Below are 15816 nucleotides of genomic sequence, written 5' to 3'. Positions count from 1 at the left end.
TTGTGTTTTGAAGCACTTGGTTCAACTCACTCGGTGACTGCTTTCGCTGTCTGCCGTGTCAGTGGATGCGCATTATAGGCAGCAAAAGATTTAGTGCAACCCCTTTTTTAACGGTTTTATCTAAAAACAGTTCAAGTGGGCGCTATTTAAACAAAACACGTCTATGTCGTTTAAAAACACAACATAAATGTAACTTCAATGCATAGTTTTTAAAATTGACTATCACTAACTGCAGTTCGGGGCTGCAAGTTTTAGTTGGTTTTAGGTAGATAATAAGTATTGATAGGGTAATGATTGCGATTAAGCGCCTATACAATGCTGAGTTGGCAACTCAGCATCGTTAAAAAAAGCAACGCCATCTGGTGAATGGCGTAACTTATAATAAGATGGATTAATACTGACTGATATTGGTTTGGCCAAGATACTATTACACATTATCTTTTGTTGATGTGTTTTGAGAGGTATCTTCGCGATCATGTGTTTCTTGCTGGAGTTCTGTGTTATCTGCCACGATAGGCTCATCTCCTACAATATGTTCAACTTTTAATTTTTTGATGGTCTTAATTGTGATAAAAGGTCCTGATAAGGCATAGAGATAAAATCCTAGGCACAAAATAATCGCCGGTTCGACAGAAACAACAACAAATACACCAACCAGTAGTAGCATGACGATGAAATTAACTCTACCGCGCCAATCGACTTCTTTAAATGAGTGGTATCTAAAATTACTCACCATTAATAGGCCGGTTAAGGCGGTGACAAAAGCAACGATATAACTGATATTTGTTGGATCAATTTCGTATTCACTGCCGCTCCAAATACTTCCTGCTATTAACGCTGCCGCAGCAGGACTTGCTAAACCTTGGAAAAAACGTTTATCGGCAACACCGACTTGCGTGTTAAATCGGGCAAGTCTGAGTGCAGCAGATGCACAATAGATAAATGCCGCGAGCCATCCTATTTTACCTAAATCTTGCAAAGCCCAGTTATAAACTAATATTGCAGGGGCCATCCCAAACGACACCATGTCTGCCATGCTATCGTATTCGGCACCGAAATCGCTTTGGGTATTTGTCAGCCTTGCGACTCTTCCATCGAGTCCATCACAAATCATCGCAATAAAAATGGCTATCGCAGCTGATTCAAAATGACCATTCATAGATGAAATCACGGCATAGAACCCTGAAAAGAGCCCTGCTGTGGTAAATAAGTTAGGTAATAAGTAAATACCTTTATTTTTTACTGTTTGATTGGATGAATTTTGCATACACTTTAAACATTATTGCTTTAGATGTTGGATTTATACTCAAGATAGCATATTTTGGAACAATCAAGCATAGCGTCATTTTAGCCTTGGGAACTCACATGGGAATTTTTCGTTTAGTTATTAGTTTAACCATCATCGTTTTTAGCAGTTCATTATATGCTGCGACCATTTATACCTGGGTAGATAAATCAGGCGTTGTGCATTACAGCCAACAACCACCAAAAGATGTTGATGCCAAAAAGATTTATACAGAAGACATGGAACCGGCAAAAATAGGGACGAGCACTCCACAAAGAAAAACGGAGCAAAAGCCTGAGGAGTCTGAACTGGCCAAGTCTGCAAAAATCATTAATGAAAAAGATAAACAGCAGGCAAACGACATTTGTGAAAGCGCTAAACACAGTTTAAATGTGTTAAAAACGCACACTAATCTTAGTCAACAAAATAAACAAACCGGTGACACCTCAAAGATGACCGAAGAACAAAGACAAGCTGCAATTGCCGAAAACACAGAACGGGTTAAATTGTTTTGTAAGTAACCTAAAATGTAGATTGTTAAAAAATGAAAAGGGAGCATCAGCTCCCTTTTCGTTTTATTGCTTTTATGATTCGTGATTATTGCTCAAACACTAACTGACCATTAACCACATCGACGTTAATCATTTTACCTGGCAGCAATTGTCCGCGAAGGAGTTTTTGCGCCAATGGGTTTTCAACTTCTTGCTGTAGGGCACGTTTTAATGGACGCGCACCATAAACAGGGTCGAAACCGGCTTCTGCGATTAGCGATAACGCCGCATCAGTTAACTGAATATCAAACTCTTTCTCAGCCAACCGCTTACGCAATAGCTCAAGCTGAATGCTTGCAATATGTTTAATGTTCTCGGCATCCAATGGATGGAACACCACAGATTCATCGACACGGTTTAAAAACTCTGGACGGAAGTTTTGCATCACCACCTCCATCACGCTTTGTTTCATTTCATCATAACTGGCGTGACCAAAGCTTTCTTGGATACGATCTGAACCTAAGTTAGATGTCATGATGATGACGGTATTTTTAAAGTCAACCGTACGGCCTTGACCATCAGTTAACCTGCCGTCATCTAACACTTGCAGTAAAATGTTAAACACATCGGGATGCGCTTTTTCAACTTCATCAAGTAAAATAACTGAATACGGTTTACGACGAACCGCTTCTGTTAGATAGCCGCCCTCTTCATACCCGACATATCCAGGAGGTGCACCGACTAGGCGTGACACAGTGTGCTTTTCCATAAACTCTGACATATCGATGCGCACCAATGCCGATTCGGTATCAAACAAAAACTTAGCCAGTGATTTACAAAGCTCTGTTTTACCGACACCGGTTGGCCCAAGGAACAAAAATGAACCTATAGGGCGCTGTGGATCTGCAAGCCCTGCACGGCTACGACGAATGGCATTTGATACTGCATCGACGGCTTCATGTTGACCAATAACCCGTTCGTGTAATGCATCTTCCATGTGCAAGAGTTTTTCGCGCTCACCTTCAAGCATTTTTGAAACGGGAATGCCTGTTGCTTTTGATAACACTTCTGCAATTTCGATATCGGTAACCTTATTGCGTAATAAGGTCATATCTTGCATTTCAGCTTGTGACGCTAAATCGAGCTGCTTTTCAAGCTCAGGGATCCTTCCATACTGCAATTCGGACATGCGAGTTAAATCGCCGGCACGTCTTGCCACCTCTAAATCGAGGCGAGCTTGCTCAAGATCCGCTTTGATATGCTGCGTACCTGCAAGAGCGGCTTTTTCAGTATGCCAAATCTCATTGAGCTCAGCTGCGTGGCTTTCCACTTCTTTCAACTCTTGTTGTAAAAAGTCTAAACGTTTACGGCTGGCGTCGTCGGTTTCTTTACTGAGCGCTTGCTCTTCAAGCTTTAACTGAATCGCACGACGCTCTAATTTGTCCAACGCCTCTGGCTTAGAGTCGATTTGCATACGAATGCTCGATGCCGCTTCGTCAATTAAGTCGATAGCTTTGTCGGGTAATTTTCTGTCTGAAATATAACGATGTGACATGGTTGCTGCGGCAACAATGGCAGGATCGGTTATTTCAACATGATGATGCAATTCGTAACGCTCTTTTAAACCACGTAAAATAGCGATAGTGTCTTCAACACTAGGCTCATCAACAATCACTTTTTGGAAACGGCGCTCAAGTGCTGCATCTTTTTCAATGTATTGACGATACTCATCTAACGTTGTGGCGCCAACACAATGTAAGTCACCACGGGCTAACGCAGGCTTTAGCATGTTGCCAGCATCCATGGCACCTTCACCTTTACCGGCGCCCACCATGGTGTGCAGTTCATCAATAAACAAGATGACCTGCCCTTCTTCTTGTGACAACTCGTTTAATACTGCTTTTAAACGTTCTTCAAACTCACCGCGATATTTTGCGCCAGCAATAAGCGAGCCCATGTCGAGTGATAACACTCGCTTGTTTTTAATGCCCTCTGGCACCTCACCATTAATGATCCGTTGCGCCAGCCCTTCAACAATGGCTGTTTTACCTACGCCTGGCTCACCGATTAACACAGGGTTGTTTTTACTCCGGCGCTGCAACACCTGAATGGTGCGGCGAATTTCATCGTCACGACCAATCACAGGATCCAGTTTGCCCTGCTCGGCACGCTCGGTTAAATCAACGGTAAACTTTTTTAACGCTTGGCGCTGATCTTCTGCATTTGGATCATCAACTTTTTGACCTCCACGCATGTCCTCAATGGTTTTTTCCATGAGTTCTTTGCTGGCACCCGACTCTTTTAACGCTTTTGACAGTGCATCGTTGTTTTCAAGTGCCGCTAACACAAACAATTCAGACGAGATGTATTTGTCTTTACGTTTTTGGGCGAGCTTGTCGCATAAATTCAGTAGACGGATTAATCCTTGAGACAATTGAACATCGCCACCAGTACCATCAACTTGTGGTAAACGCTCCAACTCCTGGGTCACGGCAGAACGAAGCGCGCTAACACGAATGCCAGCTTGGGTTAATAATGGATGAATAGAGCCAGAATCTTGATTGAGTAGCGCCATCATTAAGTGAGTGGGTTCGATAAATTGATGATCGCGCCCCAAGGCTAATGATTGGGCATCAGAAATGGCAATTTGAAACTTATTAGTCATACGATCGAGTCTCATATAACCTCCTAGGATCTGATACTTATGTAATGGGAAATTAATTCAGAAATGAATAATTTGTTACTTTAAAGATGGGGGCGATAATTTTAAATTCAAGCTTAAAACTTAATCTAGATCAAAAAATTGTTCGTTTTTTGAACTTGGCAAGTTCGTTAAGATTTTAACCAAATAAGCGATGCCATACGGCCAGTGTGATGATCGCGACGGTAAGAAAAATAATCAGAATGAGAAAAGGTACACACGTTGGCATTAAACACTTGTGACACGCCCATTTGTAACAAACGGAACGTCGCAAGGCCTGGCAAATCGGCAAGGTACTTATTGTTATGTGCCGTAAAATATTGTTCAGCATAAGGGTGTTTTTGTATAAAAGCCTCCCGCACCTCTGCCCCGACCTCAAAAGTCTGTGGCCCAATTGCAGGGCCTAAATAAGCCATAAGCTCAGTTGTTGGTGTGTTAAATAGTGCAACGGTTTGTTCAATAATGCCAGCACACAACCCACGCCAACCAGCATGTGCTGCTGCAATTTCAGTACCTTGTTGATTGCACAACAATACAGGTAAACAGTCTGCTGTCATCACAGCGCAAACATCACCGGCTTTATTGCTATAACTTGCATCGGCTTTAATAGGTAAATCACTGGGCGATTCACTCAGTTGTAGATGCGCCATATTCACCACTTCTACACCATGCACCTGTTCAAGCCATAGTGGTTCAGCAGGTAAAGATAATCGCTCGCGTAAAGAAGCACGATTAGCCAAAACATGTTGTTGATTATCGCCAACATGTAACCCTAAATTTAAACTGTCAAATGGCGCTAAACTGCATCCGCCATGTCGATCTGTCATCGCTATTGCGACATTATCAGGTAAAGGCCAATCGTGCTGGAGCATTATAAATACTCGATAGGATTTAATTGCGTATCAGCACGCAAGGCTTTGGTCAGCTCAACCATGTCATCAGGAATTGGCGCATGCCAGGTCATGATTTCGCAGGTAAATGGATGCGCTAACTCTAAACGCACCGCATGTAATGCCTGGCGGTTAAAGCTTTTGAGTAATTCAAAAAATTCTGGGCTGGCATTTTTAGGGGGTCTTGGGCGGCCACCATAAACAGGATCGCCAACCAATACATGACCAATGTGCGCCATGTGTACACGAATTTGATGAGTACGGCCGGTTTCTAGGCGTAAACGCAAACGCGTATGGGCGCGGAACTTTTCAGCCACACGGTAATGTGTCACTGACGGACGCCCCCCATGAATCACCGCCATTTGTGTCCGTCTTGTAGCATGACGTTCAATCGGCTCATCCACTGTGCCACCCGCAGTCATGGTACCGAGCACAATCGCTTCATATTCACGTACAATGTCACGTGCTTGCAATGCTGCAACCAAATGAGTTTGCGCCTCAACGGTTTTGGCTACGACCATTAACCCCGTTGTGTCTTTGTCTAAACGGTGCACGATACCGGCTCTTGGGACATGTTCAATGTCTGGGCAATGATGTAATAAGGCATTCATCAATGTGCCGTCAGCATTACCAGCACCAGGATGCACAACTAGACCTGCTTGCTTATTAACAACAATGATATGGTCATCTTCATAAACAATATTTAAATCGATAGCTTGTGCCTTCGCACGCACTTCTTCTTCAAGTGTGGCTGCAACTTCTATCAATTGAGACTCGAAAACCTTTTCCCGAGGCTTATCAACTGTGATACCGTCAACAGTAACTGCACCAGATAGGATCCATTCCTTGATGCGTGTGCGCGAGTAATCAGGGAACAAACCAGCTAATGCTTGGTCTAATCTTAGACCGGTTTGTGTTGCTGTGATCTCGCTTTTTAGATTAATCTCTTGTGTCATAGGAACCGTACCCCAGTTTAGGGGTCCAAAGTGAATGTGCTATCTGTTACAATCGGATGTTTTCTATTTTACCGTGAAATGGAAAAATTCTTAACAACAACTTAAAAAGAATTGAATTCAAGTATGTATAAAATTGCCCAAGGTGCCGCCCTAGTATTACTCTCACTGGCTTTAACAGCCTGTAGTAGCAGTCCAGAAGAAGATGAATTTACAAGAAAAGCATCTCCTGATCAGCTCTATTCTCAAGCAAGAACATCAATGGAGTTAGGAAATTACTCTAAAGCCGTACGTTCACTTGAAGCATTAGACTCTCGTTATCCTTTTGGCCCGCACAAAACCCAAGTGCAATTAGACTTGATTTATGCGTATTACAAAATGGATGATGCTGCCTCTGGAATTGCCAACATTGACCGCTTTTTACGCCTCAATCCAACGCATCCGAATATTGATTACGTGCATTATATGCGTGGTTTAACCAATATGCAGGCAGATAGTTATTTATTTCACGATTTAATGAACATCGATCGTACTGATCGTGATCCTAAAAATGCACAAGATGCATTTAAAGACTTTGATCGCTTAATTAAATCTTACCCAAACAGTAAGTACGCCGCCGATGCGCAACATCGTATGCAGTATTTGAAAAACCGTTTAGCACAGTATTCTATTCAGGTAGCCGAATATTATATCAAAATGAACGCATGGAGTGCAGCAGCAGTTCGTGCGCAAACGGTTATGGAAAAATTCCCGGGGACGCCTGCAACCGAACGAGCATTAGAAATCATGTCTGAAGCTTACGGCGAACTAGGTCAAGAAAAGCTCCAAAAGCACATAAAAATGGTGATGCGAGCAAACTTCCCTAACAATGACATTCTCACGAACGAGTGATTATCTATCATTGCATTAAACTAACGCTCTTCGGAGCGTTTTTTTATAGATGTAAAAAGAGCAAAGTACTTTTTAAGTGCGAAACTAACTTGTGGGCAGTGATACAAATCCGCATGAGCGCGCTATTTAGCGAACATTATTAGTACACAATTCGCGACAGCGTTTTGAGGGCATAGTGCGCTCAGCAACAGCGCCTAAAGAAGATCACGTTGCTAATTTCGCACTTCTGCTCCAATTATGGTTTCAAATGACGTTATGCAACTAAACGGCGACTAAAATAGCTCGCATTCAATCATGATTCGTCATAAACAAAATGAATAAATTTACGCCGATACGGGCAAAATACGTTCAAACGAATCGTTTTTTAAGATAAATGGTAAAAACAAGTTGACTCAACAGGCCAAAACCCTTTAAATTGCGTCCGTCGCCCGAATAGCTCAGTCGGTAGAGCAGAGGATTGAAAATCCTCGTGTCCCTGGTTCGATTCCGGGTTCGGGCACCATATTTACATTGGTGGCTAACGCGACTAATAAAAGATTAACAAAAAGGCCTCGCATTGCGAGGCCTTTTTGTTTTCAGTTCTATTAATACCAATCCTTGTACGAATGCGGCCTCCCTCATTACATAGGCTCAATGTAATCGACCATTAGCTGGACTGTTTGATTACCACGAAACTCATTCACATCTAGCTTATAAACAATCCTTGCTTGCTCAATCGTGGCGTCGGGCCAAATAGCAAGATCAATATTAAATGCAATACCATCGAGCATTAAGGTGCCGCATAAGGTTTCTACAAGTAATTTGAGATGCTTTTCACCCACAATACGCTGCTGAACAATTTTAAACACACCGTCAAACAGTGGCTCTTCAAATGATTGCCCCCAAGGGCCTGCATTACGCAAAATAAACGCTGTATCAAGACTTATCAACTCAGGTGATAATTCACCATCAGACAATAACTCACCGGTCAATTGCTCGTAATCTAAGATGTCTCGTACGGCATTATCATAAACACGTTTAAACTGTTCAAATGCATCTGCTTTAAGCGATAACCCCGCCGCCATTGCATGACCACCAAATTTGATGATCATTCCTGGGTGTTGACTATTTATACGCTCAAGCAAGTCACGCATGTGTAAGCCCTTAATTGAACGAGCAGAGCCTTTAATTTCGCCCTCTCCTGCATCGGCAAATGCAATCACTGGGCGGTGGTAGCGATCTTTTATACGAGAAGCCAGAATACCAATTACGCCTTGATGCCAGTCTTCTTGAAATATAGCAATCCCCCAAGGCAAGTCATCTTCGTTAAGCGACACTTTTTGTAAACTATTAAGTGCTTCTTGCTGCATACCCGTTTCAAGTTCACGGCGCTCTTGATTTAATCCGTCAAGCTCAGCAGCCATTCTTCTGGCCAGCATGATGTCGTCACACAACAGGGTCTCAACCCCAAGCGCCATTTCATCTAATCTTCCTGCCGCATTTAGCCTTGGTCCCACAGCAAAACCAAAATCGGCGGCGACAATTTTCTCCGGACGTCGCTTGGCAACCTCAAGTAATGCGGTAATCCCCACTCGGCATCGGCCGCTTCTAACACGCTGCAGACCGGCATTAACTAGAATACGGTTATTAGCATCTAATGACACCACGTCAGCAACGGTGCCCAGAGCAACAATGTCGAGCAAGCTACCCAGGTTAGGTTCAGCAATGCCCTGTTGCTGGTACCAATTGCGTTGACGTAATTCTGCTCTAAGTGCCGACATTAAATAAAAAGCAACACCGACACCGGCAATCGACTTACTGGCAAAGGGACACCCAGGTTGGTTCGGGTTCACAATCACATCGGCATTAGGCAATGAAGCACCCGGCAAGTGATGATCAGTTACAACAACTTGCATGCCAAGTAATTTGGCTGCGGCAACGCCCTCAATAGATGAAATGCCATTGTCTACGGTAATTAACATATCAGCATTTTTAGCATAAGCGACTGCAACTATCTCTGGGCTTAAGCCATAACCATAATCAAAGCGATTGGGGATCAAGTAATCAAGGTTTTTAGCCCCCATCATTCTCAACGCTAATATGCATACACTGGTTGACGTGGCGCCATCTGCATCAAAGTCACCAACGATTAATATCGACTTGTTTGCCGCAATTGCATCGGCTACTAACACCGCGGCCTCAGTCAAGCCCTTCATCGTTTCTGGACGCAATAGCTGAGTTAACGCTAACTCGCAATCGTCCGCCCGCACACCTCGACGCGCATAAAGTTGCTTTAAAAATGGCGGTATTGTGGCGGGTAAGTGTGAATCATCAACCTGAGGACGACGGACTATTTTATGTGACAAAAGGCAACCTTAATCTAACAATGAATGGGTTCGTACGGTGCATAACTTAAATGATAACTTATACCAACTAGCGTGTTTGAGGTAAAAATAAAAAGGTGAGCCTGAGCTCACCTAAGATTTTACGCTGTTAATATTCGCTTGACGATATTGAATTATAAATTTGCTTCAATAGTGCGTAATAAGTCAGCAGGAGATTGATAACCAGGAACCATAGTCCCGTTTTCTAACACGAGTGCAGGCGTGCCATTGATACCAAACGATTGGCCCAACTGATACTGTTTCTTTATATCAACATCACAACTTGCCGCTTTAACATTGCCACCATTTTTTGCCTCTGTCATGGCTTTAAGCGGATCTTTTGCACACCAAACGGCCTGCATTTCATCAGCGTTTGCTGAAGGTATACCCGCTCGAGGGTAAGCTAAATAACGAACAGTAATGCCTAAATCGTTATACCCTTGCATTTGATTATGTAACTTACGGCAATAACCACAATCAACGTCAGTAAACACAGTCACCACGTGTTTTTCATTTTTTGCCTTGTAAACTAACATGTCTTTTTCTATGGGCTTAAGCATCTCTAAACGAGGTCCTGCAAGTGCAGCTTCGGTTAAGTTTTTCATTCCCTGCTTCATGTCGTATAAATTACCATGAAATAGTTTGCTGCCATCTTTAGTCACATAAAGCACGCCACGGTCAGTAAATACTTGATATAAGCCATCGACCGGCGAAGATTGGATCAACGACACATTCACACCTAAAGTATCGCTTAGGGTTTGTTTTAACACTGATTCATTTGAGACATCGGTTGCTGGTGCAGCAAACACGGTAGGAGCAATAACAAGGCTGGCAACGAGGGCAAATGCTGTGGTTAACTTCATGATAATTCCTAATATTACACGGGTGATTGAATAGACCCGACTTCGTAAGCAAAACTTACAGATTTAATTAAATGAACGCAACAAATACTCAAACTCTTAAATGTAAGGATTTGATATCAACAGGCCCTAACCACGAGGATGATGCAGGCTATGCAATTGCTGCAAGCGCACTTTAGCGACATGAGTATAAATTTGTGTTGTAGACAAATCACTGTGACCTAGTAGCAATTGAACAACCCGTAAATCTGCCCCATGGTTTAGTAAATGAGTTGCAAACGCATGACGCAGTGTGTGTGGCGATAAATGACAAGTGATCCCCGCTCTTGATGCATACAATTTAATTCGATGCCAAAATGTTTGTCGGGTCATCATTTGCCCTCGACGTGATGGAAATACCACATCAGATTGCTTCATATTTAACAGCTCAACACGCGCAAAACGAATGTAGTGTTCTATTTCAGTAATGGCCAATTCACCCAATGGCACTAAACGCTCTTTGCCCCCCTTGCCAATAATCCTCACCAATCCTTGACGTAAGCTAATTTGTTCCATGGTCAACCCCACAAGCTCACTCACCCTTAACCCCGTGGCATAAAGCAACTCCAGCATCGCTTTATCACGGCATTCAATCGGATCATCACTATTAGGCTCAGAAAGTAAGCTGTCGACGTGCGCTTCTGATAGCGAGTCGGGTAAATGACGTATTAACTTAGGTGACTTTATCAATGCTGTAGGGTTATTGTTCACGTATTTTTTGACCAGTAAATAGCCATAAAAGCGCCTAAGACTACTGAGCATTCTTGCCGTGCTACTTTTAGCAAAATTCTGCTCAAAACGTAGACTTAAATAGTCACGTAACGTGTCTTGATTAACCGATAATAAATCTCCACCAGTTGACAACACATAACGCTCTACATGCTGTAAATCGGTACGATAAGACGCAATGGTATTATCGCTTAAGCCTTTTGTAGACCATAAGTCATCTAAAAACTCATTAATCAATGGATTGGGTTGGTAAGCAGCTTTAACCAAAATAAAATCTCAATCTAACACGAAAAAAAACGACGTTAGATAAAGTATCATAACGTCGTTATCAAGTTTGTCTTTTTTTAATACAAGCCAAATCTATACTGGCTTGCGGTTATTTTGCTGCCATTGTTTTATGTGGGATAAACACACACGCAATAGCGGTTAGCGCGGTAGGGAGTAACCAAGCCATGCCTTCTTTATGCAACGGCATAAAATCAAGGAAGCTCATATCCATACCCGCTGTTTGTAACCCGTCAAACACGCCAAAAAACAGCGCAACACTTAAAATCATCCGATGCGAAAACGCTGGGCGAGCAAATCGCTCAGTTAAAAACGTAACCAGCACTAAAGCAATCGCCACAGGATAAATCGTCATCAACACAGGAATACTGATACTAATTAACTGCGATAACCCCACGTTAGCAACCGTGGCACAAATGACACTGAGTACAACTACAAGTAACTTATATGACAAGCTCGGCATCAGTTCATTAAAAAATTCAGAACATGCCGTGACCAAACCAACCGCAGTGGTTAAACACGCTAGAGTCACCACAGCCGACAACATTAACGTACCGGTACTGCCAAAATGATGAGTCACATAGTTTGTGAGTATTTGTCCGCCGTTATCAGCACCGATGGCAAAATCACCCGCTGAAGCGCCCAAATAAAAGAGAGACACATACACAAATGCCAACCCACCAGCGGCAATAAACGCAGCTCTAACAAGATACTTGGTTTGATCTGCCGCATCGTTTACGCCTTTTTTACGCAATAAATCAATAATCAACATACCAAACATCAGCGATGCCAGGGTATCCATGGTGTTGTAGCCTTCAATAATCCCTTTGGTCAGTGGGCTATTGACATAATCACCCACAGGCTGATTGACAGGGAAACCAGGTAAAATAATCACCGAACAGGCTAAACCGACCAATAATAATATCAGCACTGGCGTTAACACTTTACCGACGTTATCTAATAACTTGCCAGGAAATAACGACAAAAACATCACAATAGAGAAAAAGACCAAAGTGTAAACAAGCTGGGCAATATTAAACTCTTTACCGCCCAGCATCATTAACGCATCAGGGTGACTAATAAATGGTCTGGCACCAATTTCAAATGCCACTAAACCAGTACGGGGCGCAGCAAATGCTGGGCCGATTATAATATAAATAGCTATCGCCAACGCAGTGGCAGCAAACGCAGGCAATAACGCCATGACTTTACCGTTTGCTTTTGCAACCGCAATTAAGCCGATCAACGGCATGCCCACTGCGGTTATCAAAAAACCAAGCATAGCAAACGACATGTTCTCACCCGCTAACATGCCTGCAAATGGAGGGAAAATTAAGTTGCCTGCGCCTAAAAAAAACGCAAAGGTCATAAATCCTAACCCTATTGTATCGGTCAAACTCATCTTGGTTGTTTGCACTACTCGCCTCTTCTTATTGTTATGTTTTTTAACAAACCTAATTGAAAACGGCATATTTAGCTACTTCAGACCAGAATGCTGCCAATTTTTTTGTAAAGTTAAAAATACACTTTTAAATGATAAATTTTGCACTAATCCAAGAAAAAAAGAGCTTAAAAGCCAGTGCCACACAGCAAATCTTTAGCAAATTAGCTTAAATTAGACTTTTTACTCAGTTTTAATGATTAAACGCGGCCAAACTAATATCAAACATTGCAAAACCACACAAGCATTGGGCGCTAAAATGATAAAAATAACTTATTAATGGCGAAATAATGACAGGCATTGTATGTAGATTAACCAGCTCGATATATTGACTTAATTTTTGTTTAACAAAATATCAACCATAAACATATTCATGCATTTAAGCGACGACATCGCAAACCAAAGCGATTATCATCCCAATTAATGTTTACCTTTATTGTATCGCCCACGTTGTTATGCCTTTTACATTTAAACAATTCCATATCGATGATCAACAATGCGGAATGGCCGTCAGTACTGACTCAGTCATTCTTGGGGCTTGGGCAGAATTATCACAATCGGACAACATCCTTGATATTGGTGCAGGAAGCGGTTTACTCAGTTTAATGGCCGCGCAAAGAAGTCATGAGCAAACTAAAATTACCGCTGTAGAAATTGACAGCGCGGCAGCTCAAGCCTGTGTAAAAAATATTGCGAATAGTCCGTGGCCAACAAAAGTTCAATTATTTCAAGGGTCCATTCAGGCGTTTGAGCAGCAACATAATCAACATTCAGCGCCATTATTTGACCATATCATTTGCAACCCACCTTACTTTGAACAAGGTACTCAAGCCAAAAACAGTGCCCGAGCAGACGCAAGACACACCAACACCCTCTCTTTTGCCGCATTACAACAAGCTATTAGCCGCCTGCTTGCACCGCAGGGCAATGCCAGTATCATTTTGCCGCAACAAAGTTTGAACAGCTTTATTGGGCAGCTTGATGAGCATGGGTTATTTGTCAGCAAACATCTGGAGATTATTAGCACGCCAGGCAAGCCGGCTAACCGTTCCATTTTGGTTCTTCAACATACGTTAACAACCTCGCAAGATGAGGCTAATTGCCATAAAACAGAATATCTTCAAATGACCATACGAAATAAAGCCGCTCAATACAGCCAAACCATGACAGAATTATGCCGTCCTTTTTACTTAAAGCTTTAGCATGCTCAATAGGTCAGCTATAATACTCAACTATTTTTCAGCGAGACCAGTGCATGCAATTTGAAGATTTCCAGCTCGACCCTAGCTTATTAGAGTCACTCAAGGCCATGGGACACAACAGCCCTACCACAATTCAACAGCAAACTATTCCATTGGCCATGGATCAGCAGGATATTTTAGCGCGTGCGCCTACTGGCACCGGTAAAACAGCCAGTTTTTTACTGCCTGCATTACAACATCTTATTGACTTCCCTCGTCGATTTGAAGGTCAAGCACGTATATTGGTATTGACACCGACACGCGAATTAGCCAGTCAAATACATCGTTATGCTTGTCACCTCGCCACCGGGCTAGACTTTAATATTGCCATTATTACGGGTGGTGTCCCCTATGGTCCTCAAGAAGCCGCACTTGCTGAAAACATTGATCTCTTAATCGCCACACCTGGCCGATTAATGGAATATTTAGATAAAGATAAATTTGATGCTACTGAAGTTGAAATCTTAATTATCGATGAAGCAGACCGCATGCTCGATATGGGATTTTCATCTGTAGTGCAAACTATTGCCATTGAGGCGCAAGGGCGCAAACAAAACATGTTGTTTTCGGCCACCTTAGAAGGCAATGGTGTTAACCGCTTTGCTCGTGAGCTCCTAAACGATCCTGTCATGATTGATGTAGAATCTCCTCGTAGCGAAAAAGCCAAAGTTCACCAGTGGATCCACCTTGCCGACGACAATGCCCATAAGTTTGCTTTGTTATGCCATATTTTACGTCAAGACAATGTTAAACGTGCCATCGTGTTTGTAAAAACCCGTGAAATCGTGGCCAGTTTAGAAGGCCAACTGCTTAAAGCCAATATCCCATGTGCATTTATGCGTGGCGACATGGAACAGAAAAAACGCTTCCAAGCTTTGGGGAAATTTTCTAAAGGCGAAGTTAACGTGTTACTTGCCACAGATGTTGCTGCCAGAGGCATCGACATTGACGATATCACTCATGTTATCAACTTTGATATGCCTCGCTCAGCTGATGCATACGTTCATCGTATTGGGCGTACAGCACGTGCAGGCGCTAAAGGAACGGCAATATCACTGGTAGAAGCGCATGACATGCGAATAGTCTCTAAGATTGAACGATACATCGAAATCCCGTTGAAGCGACGCGTGATTGAAGAGCTTCGTCCAAAGCATAAAGAAGCCAAAGTACCAGGCAAGAAAAAAGCGAATGCTAAAGATGCCAAAGTAAAATCGAAGAAATTTAAGAAAAAATAATTGTTAAATTTCCCTATAAAAAAGCGAATTACTGATTAATTCGCTTTTTTTGTCTCCAAAGAAACATATATTGCACTTAACTAGACGCTATACGGCGAAAATTGCAAAGAAACGTAAATGAAAGTATAAAAAACACTCAAACATATTCTTATGCTAAGCACCTGATTACTTATATCAAATACCAATAAAATCCACGCCTAGTGCCACATTAAATTTGCACTAAGCCCCTATTTGCTAAATTCCTGCCTAAAACCCATAAAAGCCCAAGCTTGAAACATTTTATTTACATCGATCTATTTAGATAAGCTGCAGAGTCTGTTAATTTAGAAGGAATGAGTAATAAAATGAATCTGAATGAACATGTTAGCCAACGTAGTTAACTGTCTTTAGCATTAATTGAGCATGGATACGC

At 42.3% G+C, this 15816-nt stretch carries 12 protein-coding genes and 1 tRNA gene; 5 read left to right on the top strand and 8 right to left on the bottom strand.

Annotated features, from left to right (window positions below):
• Positions 1-427: 427 nt before the first annotated feature.
• Entirely contained in the window at positions 428-1267 is an 840-nt protein-coding gene (pssA, locus tag L2703_RS14885) for a CDP-diacylglycerol--serine O-phosphatidyltransferase (protein ID WP_248971866.1), read from the bottom strand.
• A 98-nt stretch (positions 1268-1365) separates the two neighbouring features.
• On the opposite strand from pssA, the gene L2703_RS14880 reads away from it, so the two are divergent.
• Complete coding sequence (locus L2703_RS14880) at positions 1366-1806, top strand: DUF4124 domain-containing protein (protein WP_248971865.1); 441 nt, start codon at positions 1366-1368, stop codon at positions 1804-1806.
• Between the two features lie 76 nt (positions 1807-1882).
• Here the strand turns inward: L2703_RS14880 and clpB are convergent, their stop codons facing one another.
• The 3 genes from clpB to rluD form a co-directional block, all read right to left on the bottom strand.
• Positions 1883-4456 carry an ATP-dependent chaperone ClpB gene (gene clpB / locus L2703_RS14875; protein WP_248971864.1) on the bottom strand — a complete coding sequence of 858 codons (2574 nt, stop codon included), beginning with the start codon at positions 4454-4456 and terminating at the stop codon, positions 1883-1885.
• A 152-nt stretch (positions 4457-4608) separates the two neighbouring features.
• Positions 4609-5349 (bottom strand): peptidoglycan editing factor PgeF, encoded by a 741-nt coding sequence (gene pgeF / locus L2703_RS14870; protein ID WP_248971863.1) that lies wholly within the window; start codon positions 5347-5349, stop codon positions 4609-4611.
• Positions 5349-6323 (bottom strand): 23S rRNA pseudouridine(1911/1915/1917) synthase RluD, encoded by a 975-nt coding sequence (rluD, locus tag L2703_RS14865; RefSeq protein WP_248971862.1) that lies wholly within the window; start codon positions 6321-6323, stop codon positions 5349-5351. The genes pgeF and rluD overlap by 1 nt, the downstream gene beginning before the upstream one ends.
• 123 nt (positions 6324-6446) lie before the next feature.
• On the opposite strand from rluD, the gene L2703_RS14860 reads away from it, so the two are divergent.
• Positions 6447-7211: an outer membrane protein assembly factor BamD gene (locus L2703_RS14860; RefSeq protein ID WP_248971861.1), complete on the top strand. Its 765-nt coding sequence runs from the start codon at positions 6447-6449 to the stop codon at positions 7209-7211.
• 426 nt (positions 7212-7637) lie between these two features.
• Positions 7638-7713: transfer RNA gene (locus L2703_RS14855), tRNA-Phe, on the top strand.
• 118 nt (positions 7714-7831) lie between these two features.
• On the opposite strand, the gene recJ is transcribed toward L2703_RS14855, so the two are convergent.
• The 4 genes from recJ to brnQ all read right to left on the bottom strand — a co-directional run bounded on the left by recJ (position 7832) and on the right by brnQ (position 12889).
• The gene (gene recJ / locus L2703_RS14850) at positions 7832-9556 is read right to left on the bottom strand and encodes a single-stranded-DNA-specific exonuclease RecJ (RefSeq protein WP_248971860.1); all 1725 of its coding nucleotides are present in this window, start codon (positions 9554-9556) and stop codon (positions 7832-7834) included.
• A gap of 152 nt (positions 9557-9708) precedes the next feature.
• Positions 9709-10437 carry a bifunctional protein-disulfide isomerase/oxidoreductase DsbC gene (gene dsbC, locus L2703_RS14845; protein WP_248971859.1) on the bottom strand — a complete coding sequence of 243 codons (729 nt, stop codon included), beginning with the start codon at positions 10435-10437 and terminating at the stop codon, positions 9709-9711.
• A gap of 126 nt (positions 10438-10563) precedes the next feature.
• Positions 10564-11469 carry a site-specific tyrosine recombinase XerD gene (gene xerD / locus L2703_RS14840; RefSeq protein ID WP_248971858.1) on the bottom strand — a complete coding sequence of 302 codons (906 nt, stop codon included), beginning with the start codon at positions 11467-11469 and terminating at the stop codon, positions 10564-10566.
• Between the two features lie 109 nt (positions 11470-11578).
• Entirely contained in the window at positions 11579-12889 is a 1311-nt protein-coding gene (gene brnQ / locus L2703_RS14835; protein WP_248971868.1) for a branched-chain amino acid transport system II carrier protein, read from the bottom strand.
• 494 nt (positions 12890-13383) lie between these two features.
• Here brnQ and L2703_RS14830 point away from each other — a divergent pair, with 494 nt between their 5' ends.
• Positions 13384-14130, top strand: a complete 747-nt coding sequence (locus L2703_RS14830; protein WP_248971857.1) for a tRNA1(Val) (adenine(37)-N6)-methyltransferase — start codon at positions 13384-13386, stop codon at positions 14128-14130.
• Between the two features lie 53 nt (positions 14131-14183).
• Positions 14184-15404, top strand: coding sequence for an ATP-dependent RNA helicase SrmB (srmB, locus tag L2703_RS14825; RefSeq protein WP_248971856.1), 1221 nt, complete (start codon positions 14184-14186; stop codon positions 15402-15404).
• Positions 15405-15816: the final 412 nt, after the last annotated feature.

The sequence above is a fragment of the Shewanella basaltis genome, assembly GCF_023283885.1.
In the GTDB taxonomy this organism is placed as follows: Bacteria; Pseudomonadota; Gammaproteobacteria; order Enterobacterales; family Shewanellaceae; genus Shewanella; species Shewanella basaltis.
Note: the sequence above shows the minus strand (reverse complement) of the source record. Positions and strands in the feature narration are given on the sequence as shown.